This is a genomic window from Streptomyces sp. NPDC047974 (assembly GCF_040653375.1).
Lineage (GTDB): Bacteria > Actinomycetota > Actinomycetes > Streptomycetales > Streptomycetaceae > Streptomyces.
Genome location: NZ_JBEZNU010000023.1, coordinates 12,194 through 26,045, shown reverse-complemented (window position 1 = coordinate 26,045; position 13,852 = coordinate 12,194). Strand labels below are relative to the sequence as shown.

Sequence of the window (13,852 nt, the reverse complement as noted above, 5' to 3'; positions counted from 1 at the left end):
TCCTTCTCTCTTGTCGCCGGAGTCAGTTGAGTGGGCCGCCGGCCACGTACATGACCTGGCCGGAGACGAAGCCGGCGTCGTCGCCCGCGAAGAAGGCGATGGCGTTGGCGACGTCCTCGGGGCGGCCGACGCGCTGGACCGGGATCATCGACGCGGCGGCCGCCTGGAAGTCCTCGAAGCCCATGCCGACCCGCTCGGCGGTCTGGGCGGTCATCTCGGTGACGATGAAGCCGGGGGCGACCGCGTTGGCGGTGATGCCGAACTTGCCGAGCTCCTTGGCGAGGGTCTTGGTGAAGCCCTGGAGTCCGGCCTTGACGGCCGCGTAGTTGGCCTGGCCGCGGTTGCCGAGCGCCGAGGAGGAGGAGAGCGAGACGATCCGGCCGAAGCCCGCGTCCACCATGTGCTTCTGACAGGCCTTCGCCATCAGGAACGCGCCCTTGAGGTGCACGTTCATGACCAGGTCCCAGTCGGCCTCGGACATCTTGAAGAGCAGGTTGTCGCGGAGCACGCCGGCGTTGTTGACGAGGATGGTGGGCGCGCCGAGCTCGGCGGCGACGCGGGCGACCGCGGCCTCCACCTGGGCGCCGTCGGAGACGTCGCAGCCGACCGCGAGGGCGCGGCCCCCGGCGGCGGTGATCTTCTCGACGGTGTCCTTGCAGGCCGCCTCGTCCAGGTCGAGGACGGCGACGGCGCGGCCCTCGGCCGCCAGGCGGATCGCGGTGGCGGCGCCGATGCCCCGTGCGGCACCGGTGACGACGGCTACGCGCTGCTCGGTGGTGGACATGCTTGCTTCTCCTCGCCCTCAGGGGGTTCCCGGGTCTCCGCCGGGACATGAGCGACCGCTTAGTACGACCGCTGGACGAGACGCTAGAAGCCCTGGCACCCGGTGTCAACGGCCCACCGGGTGCACCCCGTCACTCCGCCGTCACCCGGCGGACGGGCGCCGTCCCCTAACGGACGAGGACGTCGAGCAGGCGTTCCACCTCGGCCTCGGGGTCCCCGGTGAGGCCGGTGTGCACCGGGCCCGGCTGCACCACCGTGGAACGCGGCGCGATCAGCCACCGGAAGCGCCGCCCCGCGTCGTCCCCGGAGGCCTGCCCCGCCGCCTCGCCGCCGAGGCAGACGCCCTCGACGGCCCGCAGGGCGGCACGGACGCCGGTGACGTCCGCCGCCGGGTCGAGCGCGGCCAGCTTCGCCTCGTCCAGGTGGGTGCGGGCGGCGACGAAGGACCGGGCGCGGCAGTAGACGACCACGCCCGCGTTGAAGCACTCGCCGCGCTCCACGCGCGGCACCACGCGCAGCAGCGCGTACTCGAAGACATCGCGGTCGGTCACGGGGTGGCGTCCTTCTGGGCGGGGCGGGGGGCGAGGCGCTCGGCGAGCCAGCCGGGCGGCCGCTGCGGACGGCGGTCGGTGCGCGGGCCGAGGGTGATCCGCTCGTGGATGGTGGCGGCGCGGGGCAGCAGCGCCTCGACGTACGCGGCGCGCAGGGCGTCGGTGGAGTCGAAGCCGGGCTCGTCGACCAGCCACTCGTCGGGCACCTCGGCGGCGACCTCGTCGAGCAGCTCCCGGGTGACGAGCGGCGCGAGCTCGGCGGCGGCCGCGGCGACGTCCGGGCCGAAGGGGGCGAGGGCGTGGTCGGAGGCGTCGTACGGCTTGGCGGCCGAGGCGGCGGCGCCCGGCCAGTTGTGGTGCCAGATCATGGTGGCGCCGTGGTCGATGAGCCAGATCTCGCCGTGCCAGACGAGCATGTTCGGATTGCGCCAGGACCGGTCGACGTTGTTGATCACCGCGTCGAACCAGACGACCTTCCCGGCCTCCGCCGGGTCGACCTCGTACGCCAGCGGGTCGAAGCCCAGCGAGCCGGGCAGGAAGTCCATGCCCAGGTTGAGCCCGCCGCTCGCCTTGAGCAGCTCCTGCACCTCCTGGTCGGGCTCGGAGAGCCCGATGACCGGATCGAGCTGGATGGTGACCAGCTCGGGCACCCGCAGCCCGAGCCGCCGGGCGAGCTGCCCGCAGATCACCTCCGCGACGAGCGTCTTGCGCCCCTGTCCCGCGCCGGTGAATTTCATGACGTACGTGCCGAGGTCGTCGGCCTCGACGATCCCGGGGAGCGAGCCGCCTTCACGCAGGGGCGTGACATAGCGGGTCGCTACGACCTCTTCCAACACTTTCCCAGGCCACCCATCTCTTCAGCCTCGAAATCAACGGTCGACTTCGTCGGCCACCGGCATGAAGCTTGCATAGTAACCGGGTGTGATCGTCGGCGAGGGACACGCACCGGCCGGGTGGCGGCCCCTCCGAGACCGGTGGTTTCGCCGATGCCCCGGGGCCGTGGCGGCTGGACAGTGGCGGCGTCCGCCAGGACACGGCCCGCCGGCCGGCGCTGCCGGAGGCGGGTGCCCCACGACACGAGAGGACGGCTTCGTCGTGAGACGACACCTTTCCCTGCCCGCCGCCGCGGCGTCCGCGTGCTTCGCCCTGCTCCTCGCGCCCGGCGCCCAGGCCGCCGGGACGGCGGCGGAGAATCCGTACGAGCGCGGTCCCGCCCCGACCCAGTCCGGCATCGAGGCGCCGCGCGGGCCGTACGCCGTGGCGCAGACCGGCGTCTCCTCGCTGGCCGCGACCGGCTTCGGCGGCGGCACCATCTACTACCCCACGTCGACCGCCGACGGCACCTTCGGCGCGGTGGTGATCTCGCCGGGGTTCACCGCGTACCAGTCGTCGATCGCCTGGCTCGGGCCGCGCCTCGCGTCGCAGGGGTTCGTGGTGTTCACCATCGACACCCTCACCACGCTCGACCAGCCGGACAGCCGCGGGCGGCAGCTCCTCGCGGCCCTCGACCACCTGACGCAGCGCAGCTCCGTACGCGACCGGATCGACGCGAGCCGGCTCGGCGTGATGGGGCACTCCATGGGCGGCGGAGGCACCCTCGAAGCGGCGAAGAGCCGGCCGTCCCTGAAGGCCGCCATCCCGCTGACGGGCTGGAACACGGACAAGACCTGGCCGGAGATCTCCACGCCCACGCTCGTCATCGGCGCGGACGGCGACACCGTCGCGCCGGTCGCCACCCACTCGGAGCCCTTCTACGAGAGCCTCCCGGACACCCTCGACAAGGCCTACCTGGAGCTCAACGGCGCGACGCACTTCACCCCGAACACCTCGGACACGACGATCGCGAAGTACAGCGTCTCCTGGCTCAAGCGCTTCCTCGACGACGACGTGCGCTACGAGCAGTTCCTGTGCCCGCTGCCGCGGCCCAGCCTGACGATCGAGGAGTACCGGGGCAGCTGCCCGCTCGGGTCCTGACCCGCGGCGGCCGCCGCGCGCCCTGTGCGCGGTCACAGAACGGGGTCCCCGGGACTGGGCCGGTGCCCAGCCCCGGGGACCTTCCACGGTCCGGTACGGGTCGGTAGCGTGGTCCGGGTGATCGGAGCGACGCCCTCCGCCGAAGGCCCGGAGCTCTACGGGTGCGGGGCCCCACTCGCCGCCGTGGCCAGGCTGTCGGCCCGCGCCGCGGACGGCTCCGGCGGTCTGCTCCTCGTCACCGGCGACCCCGGCACCGGGCGCTCCGCGCTGCTGGCCCGCGCGGCCCGCGGCTTCCCCGGCGCCGCCTTCGGCGTGGCCGCCCCGGGCCACCGGGCGCCGTGGAGCGGCGTGCGGGCGCTCCTCGCCGCGCTGGCCCCGTCGGCGCCGGCCGCCCGCCGGGCGCTGCGGGAGGCCCGCGGACCGGCCGGTCTCGGCGCGGCCCTCGCGGGGCTGCTGTCCGGGCGCGGCGCGCTGGTGTGCCTGGACGACCTGCACGCGTGGGACGCGCACTCGCGGGCCGCGCTCGCCGCCGCCTGGCGCGAACCGGCCGGACCGGGCTGGCTCGTGGCGCTGGCCGCGCACCACCGGCCGCCCGAGGTGCCGGGGGCGGAGAGCGTCCGCCTCGGCCGCCTGGTGCCGGACGCGGCCCGGGCCCTGCTCGACGCGGTGTCCCCGGTGCCGGTGCCCGCCGTCGTGCGGGAGCGGCTCCTCCACGAGACGGCCGGGCATCCCGGGGTGCTCGTCGCGGCCGTACGGCGCCTGGACGCCGAGCGGCTCTCCGGACGTGCGCCCCTGCCCGATCCCGTCGTCGACGACGACGTCCTGGGCCGGGTGTACGGCGGGCTGTTGCGCTCGCTGCCCGTCGACTCGCGCCGGCTGCTCTGCCTGGCGGCCGCGGCCACCCGGTCCGGCGGAGGCGTGGCCGCCGCCGAGACGGTGCGGACGGCGGCACGGGCGGCACGCACGCCGGCCAGAGCCCTGGACGGTCTCGTCGCCGGCGGGCTCCTCGGGCGCACCGGCTCCGCCCTGCGCTTCGCCGACCCCTTCCTCGAACGCGCCGCCGTGGCCGCCGCCGGACACGGCGGACCGGCTCTCGCCTGGGGCGAGCGGCGCCGCGCCGAACCGGCGACCCCGGAGCGGACGCTCGCCGCGGGCCGCGCCCTGCTCCTGCGAGGCCTGGCGGCGGCGGCCGGCGGTCCGGTGCGGGAGGCCCACGAGGCGCTGCTCCAGGCGGGCCGGCTGTTACGGGAGGAGGCGCCGGCCGAGGCGGCCGACGCGCTCTTCCTGGCGATGGAAGCGGCCTGGGCCGGCGGTGACGCCGCCGCCTGCCTGGCGGCGCTGGACGGCGCGCGGGGCGCCGCGGGCCCGGAGCGCGACTTCTCCGACGGGCTGCGGGCGGCCCTCGGCGGACGGCTCGCCGAGGCCCGGCCGCCGCTCGCCCGCGTGGTCGCCCGGGACGGCGCGGAGGCCGAGCCGCGGCTCCTGCTGCGGGCGGGCTCGGCGGCCCTCGTGCTGGGCGACACCGCCGCCGCGGCCCGGATCCACGCCCGGGCGCTCGCCCTTGCCCGGGCGGAGCTCCGCGGGACGCTGGTCCCGCGCGCCCTGGAGCACCTCGCCTACGCCGAGCTGCGGGCGGGGCTGTACAGCCGGGCCGCGCGCCACGCGCGGGAGGGGCTGCGGGCCGCCGGACGGACCGGCCAGCCCAATGCGGCGGCCCATCAGCACGCCGTGCTGGCCCTCGCGGCCTCGGTCCTCGGGGAGGACGGGCGGCGGGTCGCCGAGCACGCGGGGGCCGCCCTCGCGACCGCCCGCGCGCACGGGCTCGTCCAGGCCGCGACGCTCGCCGAGTGGGCGCTCGCCCGGGCGGAGCTCGGCGTCGGGCTCGCCGCCCAGGCGGCCGCCCGGCTGGCACCGCTCGTCCGCCCCGGGCCCCGGGGCGGGCACTTCGCGCTCCGCATGCTGGTGGCCCCCTGCTTCGTCGAGGCCGCGGCCGCCTCGGGGCGCCGCGCGGAGGCCCGGGAGGTGACGGAGGAGTACGCCGGCTGGGCCGCGCAGGGCCTCGACCGGGCGGCCCCGGCCCAACTGGCGCGCTGCCGGGCGCTCCTGGCGGAGGACGAGCGGACGGCGTACTGGTTCGGCGAGGCGGTGCGGCACCACGACGGCTGCGGCAACGACTTCGAGCGGGCCCGGACGCTGCTCGCGTACGGGACCTGGCTGCGGCGCCGGCGCAGGCCGGGCGACGCGCGCGGTCCGCTGCGCGACGCCCTGGTCACCTTCGAACGGGCCGCGGCCGTCGGCTGGGCCGAGCGGGCCCGCTGGGAGCTGCGCGCGACGGGCGGCGTCGAGGGCTCGGGCGGCTCCGGCCCGGCCGCCCTCGCCGTCCTCACCCCGCAGCAGCAGCTGATCGCCCGCCTGGCGGCGCAGGGGGCGACCAATCAGGAGATCGCGGACCGGCTCACGCTGAGCCCGCGCACGATCGACCACCATCTGAGGAACGTCTACGCCCGGCTGCAGATCCGGTCGCGGGTGCAGCTGTCCGGCGTGGTGGCGGCCCTCCCCCGCCCTGGCGCGGGCGCGGAGTGAGGAGGGCCGGCCCGGCGGCTGCTCAGACGCCGCGCCAGAGGTTGGCGAAGGCGGAGGCCTCGATGGTGCGGCGCTGGCGTACGGCCTCCAGTTCCATGACCGCGTCGTGCACGGCGGCCACCACGGCCGTGACCGCCTCGTCCTCGAAGCCGGGCTCGATCACGGCGAACTCGACCTCGCCCTCGTCCTCGCCCTCGTCCGCGTCGTCGGCGGGGGCGGGAGCGGTGACGCCGATGCCCAGGGCCGAGGCGAGGGCGGTCAGGACGGGCTCCCGCTCCTCCCAGCGCTCGGCCGCGCGGCGGCGGGCGGGCGTGTCGAGCGGTTCCACGCGCTTCCTGCCGAAGGGCATCCGGCCGCCGCGCTGCGGCGCCAGCTCGCCGTCCTCCTCCAGGGCGGTCTGGTAACCGGCCGAGAGGTCGCGGCCGCGGCGCCAGAGCCAGTCCTCGATCCGCTCGTACGGGGCCTGCCGGGTGAGACCGGCCACGGCCTCGCCGAGGAGCCGGTCGCCCGGCTCCGCGGATCCGCCGGGCACGACGCGGTCGTCGTCGACGGTGACGGCCTGCGCGCCGAGGAGATCGATCAGTTCGGCTCCCGCGAGGGCGAGCGAGAGGTCGCCCTGCCCCACGGCGCGTCCGGGATCCTGGTCCATGGCAAGGATGAACAGGTCTTTCGCCGTGGTCATGAAAGGGTTCCTCCCGGAGGCGACGACGGAGCGGCCGCCACGATCACTACCACCTCCCCCGCCGGCCGTCGAGCCCTCACGGCGTGCCCGGCGTCCCCGTGGGCGCGGCGGGGGCGGGGCAGGCGACCGCGCCGGACTTCACGGAGAGCTTGAGCCGGGGCGTCGTGAGCAGTCCGGGGATCTGGAAGTCCTGCGCGGTGCCGGTGATCCGGTCGAACTTGGCGTAGCGGGCCTGGATGCCGAAGCGGTGCTGCGGGGCGCCCAGGGGGTTGGGCAGGTACGCGCCGGAGGCGTCCTTCACGGTGCGGACGTCGGCGCCGTTGACGTTGAGGTCGACGATGCCGTCCATGTCGAGCTCTCCGGTGGCGTTCCTCAGGTCGAGGACGGTGTTGTGGGTGCGGATCTCCCAGGAGCCGGGGTCGTCGTCGCCGAGGGTGAGCAGCAGGGTGTACGTGGCTCCCGCGATCTGCTGGCGCTGGCTGAGGCAGAGCCCGTTGAGGACCCCGTCGGCGAAGCCCATCCGCAGCACCCGCACGCTGCCGGTCGTGCCGTCGGGGCGTACGACCTGCTGGTCGACGACGGCGGCGCCGTACTGGGTGCCGTACAGGCTGCTGGTGGTGAAGTCGACGGGCCGGTCCTGGACGCTCAGGCCGACGGCGAGCGCCCCTGTGGCCATCGCCGAGCCGAGTCCGCCGGCGGCGAGGAGCGCGGGGACGGCGACGGCGAGGGTGCGCCGCCAGTGGGTGCGGCCCTCGGGCCGGAGCGGTGCGGAGCTGGTCATGGCGTGGTCACCGTGATCGTTCCGGGGAGGTGGACGGGGTTGTCGGTGGAGTCGAGGGCGGCGTGGTCGTCGACGGTCCTGATGGCGTAGATCTCGCCCTCGAACTCCTCCGCGCCGGCCGTGAGCGGGATGAGGGAGCCGAAGAAGTCGAGCAGCCCCTGGACCTCGCAGATCTGGAAGATCACGCGGACGCAGACCCGGTCGATCTTCCCCCACATCGTCGTGGTCTCCGGCCGGCCGGCACTGTCGTAGCCGCCGAGCGAGCCCTCGTTCGGCACGTCGATGACGAGGGTGTGGCCGTCGGCCCGCTGGGTCACGTTCATGTGGGAGCGGATCTTCAGCTTGGTGAAGGTGTACTTGTTCGTCACGACGGGGGTGCCGTCGGAGAGCCGGATGGTGACGCCCTTCTCGACGGTCAGGGAGACGGCGACCATGCTGTCGATGCGCACCCGGAGCGGGTACGGGCTGGGCAGGAACGGTACGCCGAGCGGTTCCACGGCCGCGGGCGGGCGGCCGGCCGCGCTGCTCGGCCCGCCGGAGGTGAGCGCGGTGGCGACGGCGAGCAGCAGCGCGGCCACCACGGCGACCGCCTTGCGCCGCCCCCGTACGCCCGCCCCGGCCGTCATGCCTCCACCGCCTCGGGTGCGGCTCCGGTGGCGGCGCGCGCCGCTGCGCGCGGGCGTTTGGCACCCCAGCCGACCATCATCGAGCCGCCGAGGACCCCGAGGGCCATGCCGAGGAGGAAGCCGCCGAGGTTGGAGACGACGAGGGAGACCACGGCGAGGACGCAGCCGATGAGGCCGAAGGTGTACCGCTGGCGGGGGGCGGCCAGCGGGATGAGCCCGCAGAGGATCATCCCGCCGCCGACGAGGTAGCCGGCGACGCCGCCGAAGCCGGTGCTGACGATGAGCTGCACGGAGCTGAGCGAGAACTTGAGCACGGTCCAGCCGCCGGCCGTCATCCACAGCGCGCCCCAGAAGGGGCGGGTGCGCCGGAAGGCCCGGAACCACCGGTACGCGGCGCGGGCCCGGCTCAGCATGTGGTGGCCGTTCCGGCGACGACCCTCAGCTTCAGGTTCGGCAGCACCAGCGCGCCGGCCATCTCGGCGTCGTACGCGGTGGCGTTGAGGCCGTGCAGCCGGATGGAGCTGCCGCCCTCGCCGCCCGCCGAGCCGAGGCCGAAGCCGCCGGGGAGCGCGCCGGTGAGCGGCTTGCCGGCGACGGTGACCTGGTCGGCGGACTGGCCGAGGACCGCGTTCTGGAGGGTGGTGGGGCCGTAGGCCTGCAGCTCGGTGGCCTGGATGTAGAGGTTGGAGGCGTCGATGTCGGTGGTGAAGGCGGTGGGCGGGGTCGCGGTCACCGTCTGGCCGCCGGTGAGCAGGAGCGAGTAGGGCACGCCCGCGATCGACTGGTGGACGATCCCGCACAGTCCGGCGAGGCCCGCGCTGGCGAAACCGACGCGCGCCATCGCGGTGTCGGTGGTCGTGGTGCCGTCGGGGCGCCCCACGGCGGGGGTGTTGACGATGGCGCCGAAGCCGCTGCCGGAGACGCCGTTGGAGGTGAGGGTGAACGGCTGTCCGGTGACGCTGAAGTTGGCGGCGAGGGCGCCCTGGGCGAGGGCCGCGCCGAGCGCGCCGATCGCGAGGCAGGAGGGGACGAGGGCGAGGGCGCCGCGGCCCCAGCGGGTGCCCCGGCGGGTGCCGTCGGCGGCCTCGGCGAGCATCCGGGCGTTCCAGCCGGCGGCGGCGCGGACGCCTTCGGCACCGAGCCGGGCGAGCGGGCCGCCCGTCGTGCGGGGCGCTGCGTGGAGGGGGTTCATGCGGAGCCGCTCCCAACGGATGCGGGGGACGCGGGGGTCCCGTCGGTGACACGGTCACGGCGGCGCGCCAGGCGGCCGGGGCGCTTGGCGGGCTTCTCGGGCAGCCAGGCGAAGGCCATGGCGCCGCCCAGGACGGAGAGGCCCATGCCGACGAAGAGGCCGCCGAGGTTGGAGAGGGGGAACGAGGCGACGCCGGCGATGACGGCGAGGGTGCCGGCGGTGTGGCGCTGGCCCGGCAGGGCGAGGACGAGCAGGGCCATCGCCATGATGACGACGCCGCCCGCCATGCCGGCGATGCCGCCGACGCCGACCTGGAGGATCCGGCCCAGCGGCGCCAGCGGCAGGAAGAAGATCACGAAGCCGCCGAGGGCCATCCAGAGCGCGGCCCAGAACGGCCGGGTGCGGCGCCAGCGGCGGAAGCCCTGGCGGGCGCGGGCCGGGGCGGAGGGGCGCGGCTCCGGGGCCCCGGCGGACGTCGGCTCGGGGGCCTCGGGGGCGGGCGGGTCGGTGCTGGTCACGGGTGCCTCGCAGGGGCGGTCCGGAAGGGGCGGGCGGTGGGCCGGTCCGGGGCGGCGCGCCCCGCGGTGGCGCGCCGTCCCGGTCCGGGTCGTGCGGTGGTGCCGTGGTGCGGTGGTGCTCATGGGGTGCGGAGGGGGTGTCAGCAGCCCGTGTCGCCGTGCTTGATGGCGATCGCGAGGTCGGGGAGCGTGATGGCCCCGGCGATCGTGGCACCGTTCGCGTCGGCGTTCAGGTTGCTGATGTCGGTGCGGCCGCCGGTGGCGTCGAGGCCGAACTGGCCCGCGGCGCCGTCCTGGATGCCGGTGGACTTGATCCCGGCGCCGTCGGCCGCGGCGCCGATGACGTTCGGGGTGGCGTCGCCGGCGTTCAGGGTGGCGGTGGCCGCCTTGAGCGCCTGGGCGTCGAGGATGAGCTTGTTGGCCTGGAGTCCGGCGCCGTTGGCCAGCTGGTCGCTGGTGAGCGGGGTCGCGGCGGCGGGCGAGGAGATGTTGAGCGACCAGGTGCCGAGGCTGCCGATCACCGGGAGGGCGACCGACTGGGTGGCGTGGACGCAGATCCCGTCGAGACCGGCCTTGGCGATGCCGACCTGCGCGGCGCCCTTGGGGCCGCCGGCGTCGATGGTGTGCATGACCGCGCCGATGCCCTGCGGGGCCGCCACCGTCTTGGAGCTGAGGGTGAACGGCACGCTGGTCAGGGAGAGGTTCGCCGCGAGGGCGCCCTGGACCATCGCGGTGGCCATGGCCGCGACCGCCGCGCAGGCGGGGACGGCGAGGAAGGCCGATCTGCGCCAGCGGGTGACGCCTCTGGGCTCGTTCTGCATGAGGGTTCTCCAACCGTGGGTCCGCGCGGTGGCGCGGGGTGGGATGGGGGACAGCCGTACGCCCGGGGCCGGCGGCCGAGGGCGATGGACACTCTGTGGCTGCCTGTTCGAGAATTGGACACTACGAGAAGTTGTGTCAATAGTGCGGACGGACTCGGCAGTTCTGTCACCCCCCTGAGGGGTTCCGGCGCTGCTCTAGGCTGGCGCGATGGCACGCTTCAGGGAGACGGTCAGGACACTGCTGCGCGAACGGCTCCTCGACGCCGCCTTCGAGCGGGTCGCGGAGCACGGCTTCGACAAGCTGCGCATGGCACATCTCGCGAGTGACGTGGGCGTCAGCCGGCAGACGCTGTACTCCGAGTTCCCCTCCAAGGAGGCGGTCGGCGAGGCGCTGTTCCGGCGCGAGCTGGAGCGCTGCCTGGTCGGCATCCAGCAGGGGCTCGACGCCCACCCGGACGACCTCCGCGCGGCCGTGGAGGCCGCCGTCGGCTTCACGCTGACGCTGGCCCGCCGCAATCCGCTGATCCGGGCGATGCTGACGAGCACCGGCGAGGGCGGCCTCCTCCCCTATCTGACGACCCGTTCCGCCGCCGCGTTCGAGCTGGCGACGACGATGGCGGTGACGTACGCGGCGGAGACCTGGCCCTCGATCGACCCGGTCGCGCGGGACCTGGCGGTCGACACGGCGGTCCGCCTGACGGCGAGTCACGTCGTGCAGGCCGCCGCCTCCCCCGAGGAGTCGGCCCGCCGCATCGCCGACACGACGGTGCGGGTCGCCCTCAGCACCGGCCGGGAACGCCTGCCGACGGTCACCGCCCGCGCCTGAACCCGCCGCCTCCCCCGCGGCCCCGGCCCCTCTCCTACGGCGGCGGCCCCCCGTACTCCTCCAGGACGGGCCGGTTGCCGAGCCCCGGCGCGCCGGTGACGGGGTAGGCGCGCAGCCCGACCCGCCCCTCCACCCGGTCGATCGCGCCCCAGCCGTACTGCCGGGAGTCGTCCGAGAGGTCGGGGTTGTCGCCCAGGTAGAAGAAGCCGCCCTCGGGCACGGTCCGCAGCTCCGGGCGCGCCGACCGGGTGCCCTCCGCCGAGCAGCAGGCGCCCGCGCGGTGGGCGCGGCCGGTCCACTGGGCGGCGGCCACCCGGCGTACGGGCCCCCTGCCGCCCTCCTGGAGGAGGACCTGGAAGGGGTCCGCGCCGGTCGACACGATCGCCACCCGGTCGCCGGGCAGGCCGATCACCCGTTTCACCATGAGGGAGTCCTGCCGGCCGCCGCGCAGCAGGACCACGTCGAAGCGGTCCACCCGGCCCTCCGAGCCCGGCGAGACGAGGATCCGGTCGCCCGGGCGGAGGGTCGGGTCCATGCTGGACCCGTCGACCCGGACGCCGAGGGCGGTCACGGCCACTCCCGCGAGCAGACAGAGCAGGGCGCCGGTCCCGAGGACGGCGCCGAGGATGCGCCCCGCCCTCATCGGCGGCCCCTTCGGCCGCCGTGTCGGCCGGGGTGCGGTACGGCCCCGGACCGGTCGAATTCGGTCATGCCGGGACGGTAGGCCGGGCGGCGGGCGGCGGCTGTGACCGTACCGCTCAGGCTTGTTGACCGCGCGTCAACAAGGGCGGGGGCGCAGGTCCGGGCCCCGGTCCGGCGTCCCGGTCGCGGACCTGGTAGGCGCGCGGGGTCTCGCCGGTCCAGCGGCGGAACGCCCGGTGGAAGGCGCTGGGTTCGGAGAAGCCGAGCCGCCGCGAGAGCCGCTCGATGGAGACCCGCCCCGCGGTGAGCTCCGCGATGGCGTGATCCCGGCGCACCTGGTCGCGCAGCCGCTGGTACGTGGTGCCCTCGGCGGCCAGTTGCCGGCGGAGGGTCTGCGGGCTGACCGAGAGCCGCTCGGCCAGCTCCTCCGGGGTGGGCACGGGCCCGGCCGGCAGCGCCCGCCCGATGAGGTGGCGCACCCGCCCGGTGACGGTGCTCCCCCATTCCGAGCAGGCCAGCACGCCGTCGGGGGCGCGGCGCAGGAAGTCCCGGAGCGCCGCCGCGTCGCGCAGCACGGGCTCGTCGAGGTCGGCGCGGTCGAAGACGGCGGCGGTGCGCCCGGCGCCGAAGACGCAGGGGGCGCCGAACAGCAGGGCGTACTCGGCGGAGTGGCGGGGCTCGGCGTGGGCGAACTCGACCCGGCGCAGCCCGATCCGGCGGCGGATCAGCCAGCCGGCGAAGCGGTGGGCGACGAGGACGGTGGCCTCGGCGCCGAAGTGCAGGGGGTCGTCGTAACCGGAGACGTCGAATTCGAGCCGGACCTCGTCGGGGCCGTGGCGCTCCGGCCCGTCCTCCCTGTCGCCCTCCCTGTCGCCCTCCCTGTCGTCCGTCCCCTTCGGCGCCGCCGGTTCGACGAGTCGGAAGCTCGGCCCGCCGGGGAGGAGGGAGTAGAAGGTCCGGGCCCGGTGCAGGGCCTCGCGCAGGTCGCGGCTGCCGTGGACGACGAGGTGGCCCATCATCGCGAAGGCGCCGACCTTGGTGGGTGCGCCGCCGAAGCCGAGCAGCTCGTCGTCGAGGCTCGCCCAGAGCAGCCGGACCAGCCGCCCGAAGCGCGCGGAGGGCACCCGGTCGGGCGGGAGGCCGGTGAGCAGCGCGGGCGACAGCCCCGCGCGCGCGAGCAGCGGTCCGGCGTCCATCCCGCGCCGCTCGGCGGCCAGGGCCACGGCCCGTACGTGATGGGCGCTGACCGATCCCGTCCGCATGCCCGTCGCCTCCGTTCGACGCGTTTGACACTTCGCCCGGTGGTTGTCCAGGTTCGGACACTCTAATGCGGACTGTAAGGCGACCGGAGGGAGTCTGCGCCGAACGGGGCCTACGTCACAGGAACTCCGTCTACCGTCGCTTCCGGAAGACTCCAGCGGTGCATCGAGAGGGGCAGGCATGAGCGGAGTGGCACGGCGGACCGTGGTCGCGGCCGGCGGGGCGGGACTCGCGGCGGCGGCGCTGACCGCCTGCGGCGGGGGCACGAACGCCGAGGGCGACACCGGCACGGGCGGCGCGGACGGCGCCCCGGAGGGTCCGCTCGCGAAGACCGGGGAGATCCCGGTGGGCGGCGGCAAGGTCCTGGCCGGCAAGGGGGTCGTCATCACCCAGCCGAAGGCCGGGGAGTTCAAGGCCTTCTCGTCGAAGTGCACGCACGCGGGGTGCGCGGTGAGCGAGGTGAAGGACGGCGTGATCGTCTGCCCGTGCCATCAGAGCAGGTTCGACATCTCGGACGGCAGCGTGAAGGGGGGTCCGGCGACGTCGTCACTGCCGCCGGAGCCGATCGAGGTGAAGGGCGAGGACATCTCCTTCGGCTGACCCTCGCCACCCC

Annotated in this window: 16 protein-coding genes; 4 read left to right on the top strand and 12 right to left on the bottom strand. The window is 75.5% G+C overall.

The window, feature by feature from the left end:
* Positions 1-22 precede the first annotated feature (22 nt).
* The 3 genes from fabG to AB0E19_RS27835 all read right to left on the bottom strand — a co-directional run bounded on the left by fabG (position 23) and on the right by AB0E19_RS27835 (position 2,170).
* A complete protein-coding gene (fabG, locus tag AB0E19_RS27845; protein WP_189947116.1) occupies positions 23-784 on the bottom strand; it encodes a 3-oxoacyl-ACP reductase FabG in 762 nt (253 codons plus the stop codon).
* 166 nt (positions 785-950) lie between these two features.
* A complete protein-coding gene (locus AB0E19_RS27840; protein ID WP_360606882.1) occupies positions 951-1,334 on the bottom strand; it encodes a DUF3037 domain-containing protein in 384 nt (127 codons plus the stop codon).
* Positions 1,331-2,170: a HipA family kinase gene (locus AB0E19_RS27835; RefSeq protein ID WP_362184930.1), complete on the bottom strand. Its 840-nt coding sequence runs from the start codon at positions 2,168-2,170 to the stop codon at positions 1,331-1,333. Before AB0E19_RS27835 ends, AB0E19_RS27840 begins: the two co-directional genes overlap by 4 nt.
* Before the next feature lie 259 nt (positions 2,171-2,429).
* On the opposite strand from AB0E19_RS27835, the gene AB0E19_RS27830 reads away from it, so the two are divergent.
* Both AB0E19_RS27830 and AB0E19_RS27825 read left to right on the top strand, forming a co-directional pair.
* Positions 2,430-3,308 carry a dienelactone hydrolase family protein gene (locus tag AB0E19_RS27830; RefSeq protein WP_362184929.1) on the top strand — a complete coding sequence of 293 codons (879 nt, stop codon included), beginning with the start codon at positions 2,430-2,432 and terminating at the stop codon, positions 3,306-3,308.
* Positions 3,309-3,425: 117 nt separating this feature from the next.
* The gene (locus AB0E19_RS27825) at positions 3,426-5,891 is read left to right on the top strand and encodes a helix-turn-helix transcriptional regulator (protein WP_362184928.1); all 2,466 of its coding nucleotides are present in this window, start codon (positions 3,426-3,428) and stop codon (positions 5,889-5,891) included.
* A 22-nt stretch (positions 5,892-5,913) separates the two neighbouring features.
* On the opposite strand, the gene AB0E19_RS27820 is transcribed toward AB0E19_RS27825, so the two are convergent.
* The 7 genes from AB0E19_RS27820 to AB0E19_RS27790 all read right to left on the bottom strand — a co-directional run bounded on the left by AB0E19_RS27820 (position 5,914) and on the right by AB0E19_RS27790 (position 10,511).
* Positions 5,914-6,573 carry a GPP34 family phosphoprotein gene (locus AB0E19_RS27820; protein WP_362184927.1) on the bottom strand — a complete coding sequence of 220 codons (660 nt, stop codon included), beginning with the start codon at positions 6,571-6,573 and terminating at the stop codon, positions 5,914-5,916.
* A 76-nt stretch (positions 6,574-6,649) separates the two neighbouring features.
* Positions 6,650-7,354 (bottom strand): DUF6230 family protein, encoded by a 705-nt coding sequence (locus AB0E19_RS27815; protein WP_362184926.1) that lies wholly within the window; start codon positions 7,352-7,354, stop codon positions 6,650-6,652.
* Positions 7,351-7,980, bottom strand: coding sequence for a hypothetical protein (locus AB0E19_RS27810; protein WP_362184925.1), 630 nt, complete (start codon positions 7,978-7,980; stop codon positions 7,351-7,353). Before AB0E19_RS27810 ends, AB0E19_RS27815 begins: the two co-directional genes overlap by 4 nt.
* Positions 7,977-8,393 (bottom strand): DUF6114 domain-containing protein, encoded by a 417-nt coding sequence (locus AB0E19_RS27805; protein ID WP_362184924.1) that lies wholly within the window; start codon positions 8,391-8,393, stop codon positions 7,977-7,979. Before AB0E19_RS27805 ends, AB0E19_RS27810 begins: the two co-directional genes overlap by 4 nt.
* Complete coding sequence (locus AB0E19_RS27800; RefSeq protein ID WP_362184923.1) at positions 8,387-9,172, bottom strand: DUF6230 family protein; 786 nt, start codon at positions 9,170-9,172, stop codon at positions 8,387-8,389. The genes AB0E19_RS27805 and AB0E19_RS27800 overlap by 7 nt, the downstream gene beginning before the upstream one ends.
* On the bottom strand, positions 9,169-9,690 hold the full coding sequence (locus AB0E19_RS27795; RefSeq protein ID WP_362184922.1) for a DUF6114 domain-containing protein: 522 nt from the start codon (positions 9,688-9,690) through the stop codon (positions 9,169-9,171). The genes AB0E19_RS27800 and AB0E19_RS27795 overlap by 4 nt, the downstream gene beginning before the upstream one ends.
* 140 nt (positions 9,691-9,830) lie before the next feature.
* The gene (locus AB0E19_RS27790) at positions 9,831-10,511 is read right to left on the bottom strand and encodes a DUF6230 family protein (RefSeq protein ID WP_362184921.1); all 681 of its coding nucleotides are present in this window, start codon (positions 10,509-10,511) and stop codon (positions 9,831-9,833) included.
* Between the two features lie 208 nt (positions 10,512-10,719).
* On the opposite strand from AB0E19_RS27790, the gene AB0E19_RS27785 reads away from it, so the two are divergent.
* Positions 10,720-11,337: a TetR family transcriptional regulator gene (locus AB0E19_RS27785; RefSeq protein WP_362184920.1), complete on the top strand. Its 618-nt coding sequence runs from the start codon at positions 10,720-10,722 to the stop codon at positions 11,335-11,337.
* Positions 11,338-11,371: 34 nt separating this feature from the next.
* Here AB0E19_RS27785 and lepB read toward each other — a convergent pair whose 3' ends face one another.
* The gene (lepB, locus tag AB0E19_RS27780; protein WP_362184919.1) at positions 11,372-11,980 is read right to left on the bottom strand and encodes a signal peptidase I; all 609 of its coding nucleotides are present in this window, start codon (positions 11,978-11,980) and stop codon (positions 11,372-11,374) included.
* A gap of 115 nt (positions 11,981-12,095) precedes the next feature.
* Positions 12,096-13,241 carry an AraC family transcriptional regulator gene (locus tag AB0E19_RS27775; protein WP_362184918.1) on the bottom strand — a complete coding sequence of 382 codons (1,146 nt, stop codon included), beginning with the start codon at positions 13,239-13,241 and terminating at the stop codon, positions 12,096-12,098.
* A gap of 178 nt (positions 13,242-13,419) precedes the next feature.
* Between AB0E19_RS27775 and AB0E19_RS27770 the strand changes: the two genes are divergently transcribed.
* On the top strand, positions 13,420-13,839 hold the full coding sequence (locus tag AB0E19_RS27770; protein WP_362184917.1) for a Rieske (2Fe-2S) protein: 420 nt from the start codon (positions 13,420-13,422) through the stop codon (positions 13,837-13,839).
* Positions 13,840-13,852: the final 13 nt, after the last annotated feature.

Excerpts from the sequence above, each read along its gene's own strand:
- fabG (WP_189947116.1), bottom strand. The coding sequence starts at position 784 with ATGTCCACCACCGAGCAGCGCGTAGCCGTCGTCACCGGTGCCGCACGG.
- AB0E19_RS27820 (WP_362184927.1), bottom strand. The coding sequence starts at position 6,573 with ATGACCACGGCGAAAGACCTGTTCATCCTTGCCATGGACCAGGATCCC.
- AB0E19_RS27815 (WP_362184926.1), bottom strand. The coding sequence starts at position 7,354 with ATGACCAGCTCCGCACCGCTCCGGCCCGAGGGCCGCACCCACTGGCGG.
- AB0E19_RS27810 (WP_362184925.1), bottom strand. The coding sequence starts at position 7,980 with ATGACGGCCGGGGCGGGCGTACGGGGGCGGCGCAAGGCGGTCGCCGTG.
- AB0E19_RS27805 (WP_362184924.1), bottom strand. The coding sequence starts at position 8,393 with ATGCTGAGCCGGGCCCGCGCCGCGTACCGGTGGTTCCGGGCCTTCCGG.
- AB0E19_RS27800 (WP_362184923.1), bottom strand. The coding sequence starts at position 9,172 with ATGAACCCCCTCCACGCAGCGCCCCGCACGACGGGCGGCCCGCTCGCC.
- AB0E19_RS27790 (WP_362184921.1), bottom strand. The coding sequence starts at position 10,511 with ATGCAGAACGAGCCCAGAGGCGTCACCCGCTGGCGCAGATCGGCCTTC.
- AB0E19_RS27785 (WP_362184920.1), top strand. The coding sequence starts at position 10,720 with ATGGCACGCTTCAGGGAGACGGTCAGGACACTGCTGCGCGAACGGCTC.
- lepB (WP_362184919.1), bottom strand. The coding sequence starts at position 11,980 with ATGAGGGCGGGGCGCATCCTCGGCGCCGTCCTCGGGACCGGCGCCCTG.
- AB0E19_RS27775 (WP_362184918.1), bottom strand. The coding sequence starts at position 13,241 with ATGCGGACGGGATCGGTCAGCGCCCATCACGTACGGGCCGTGGCCCTG.
- AB0E19_RS27770 (WP_362184917.1), top strand. The coding sequence starts at position 13,420 with ATGAGCGGAGTGGCACGGCGGACCGTGGTCGCGGCCGGCGGGGCGGGA.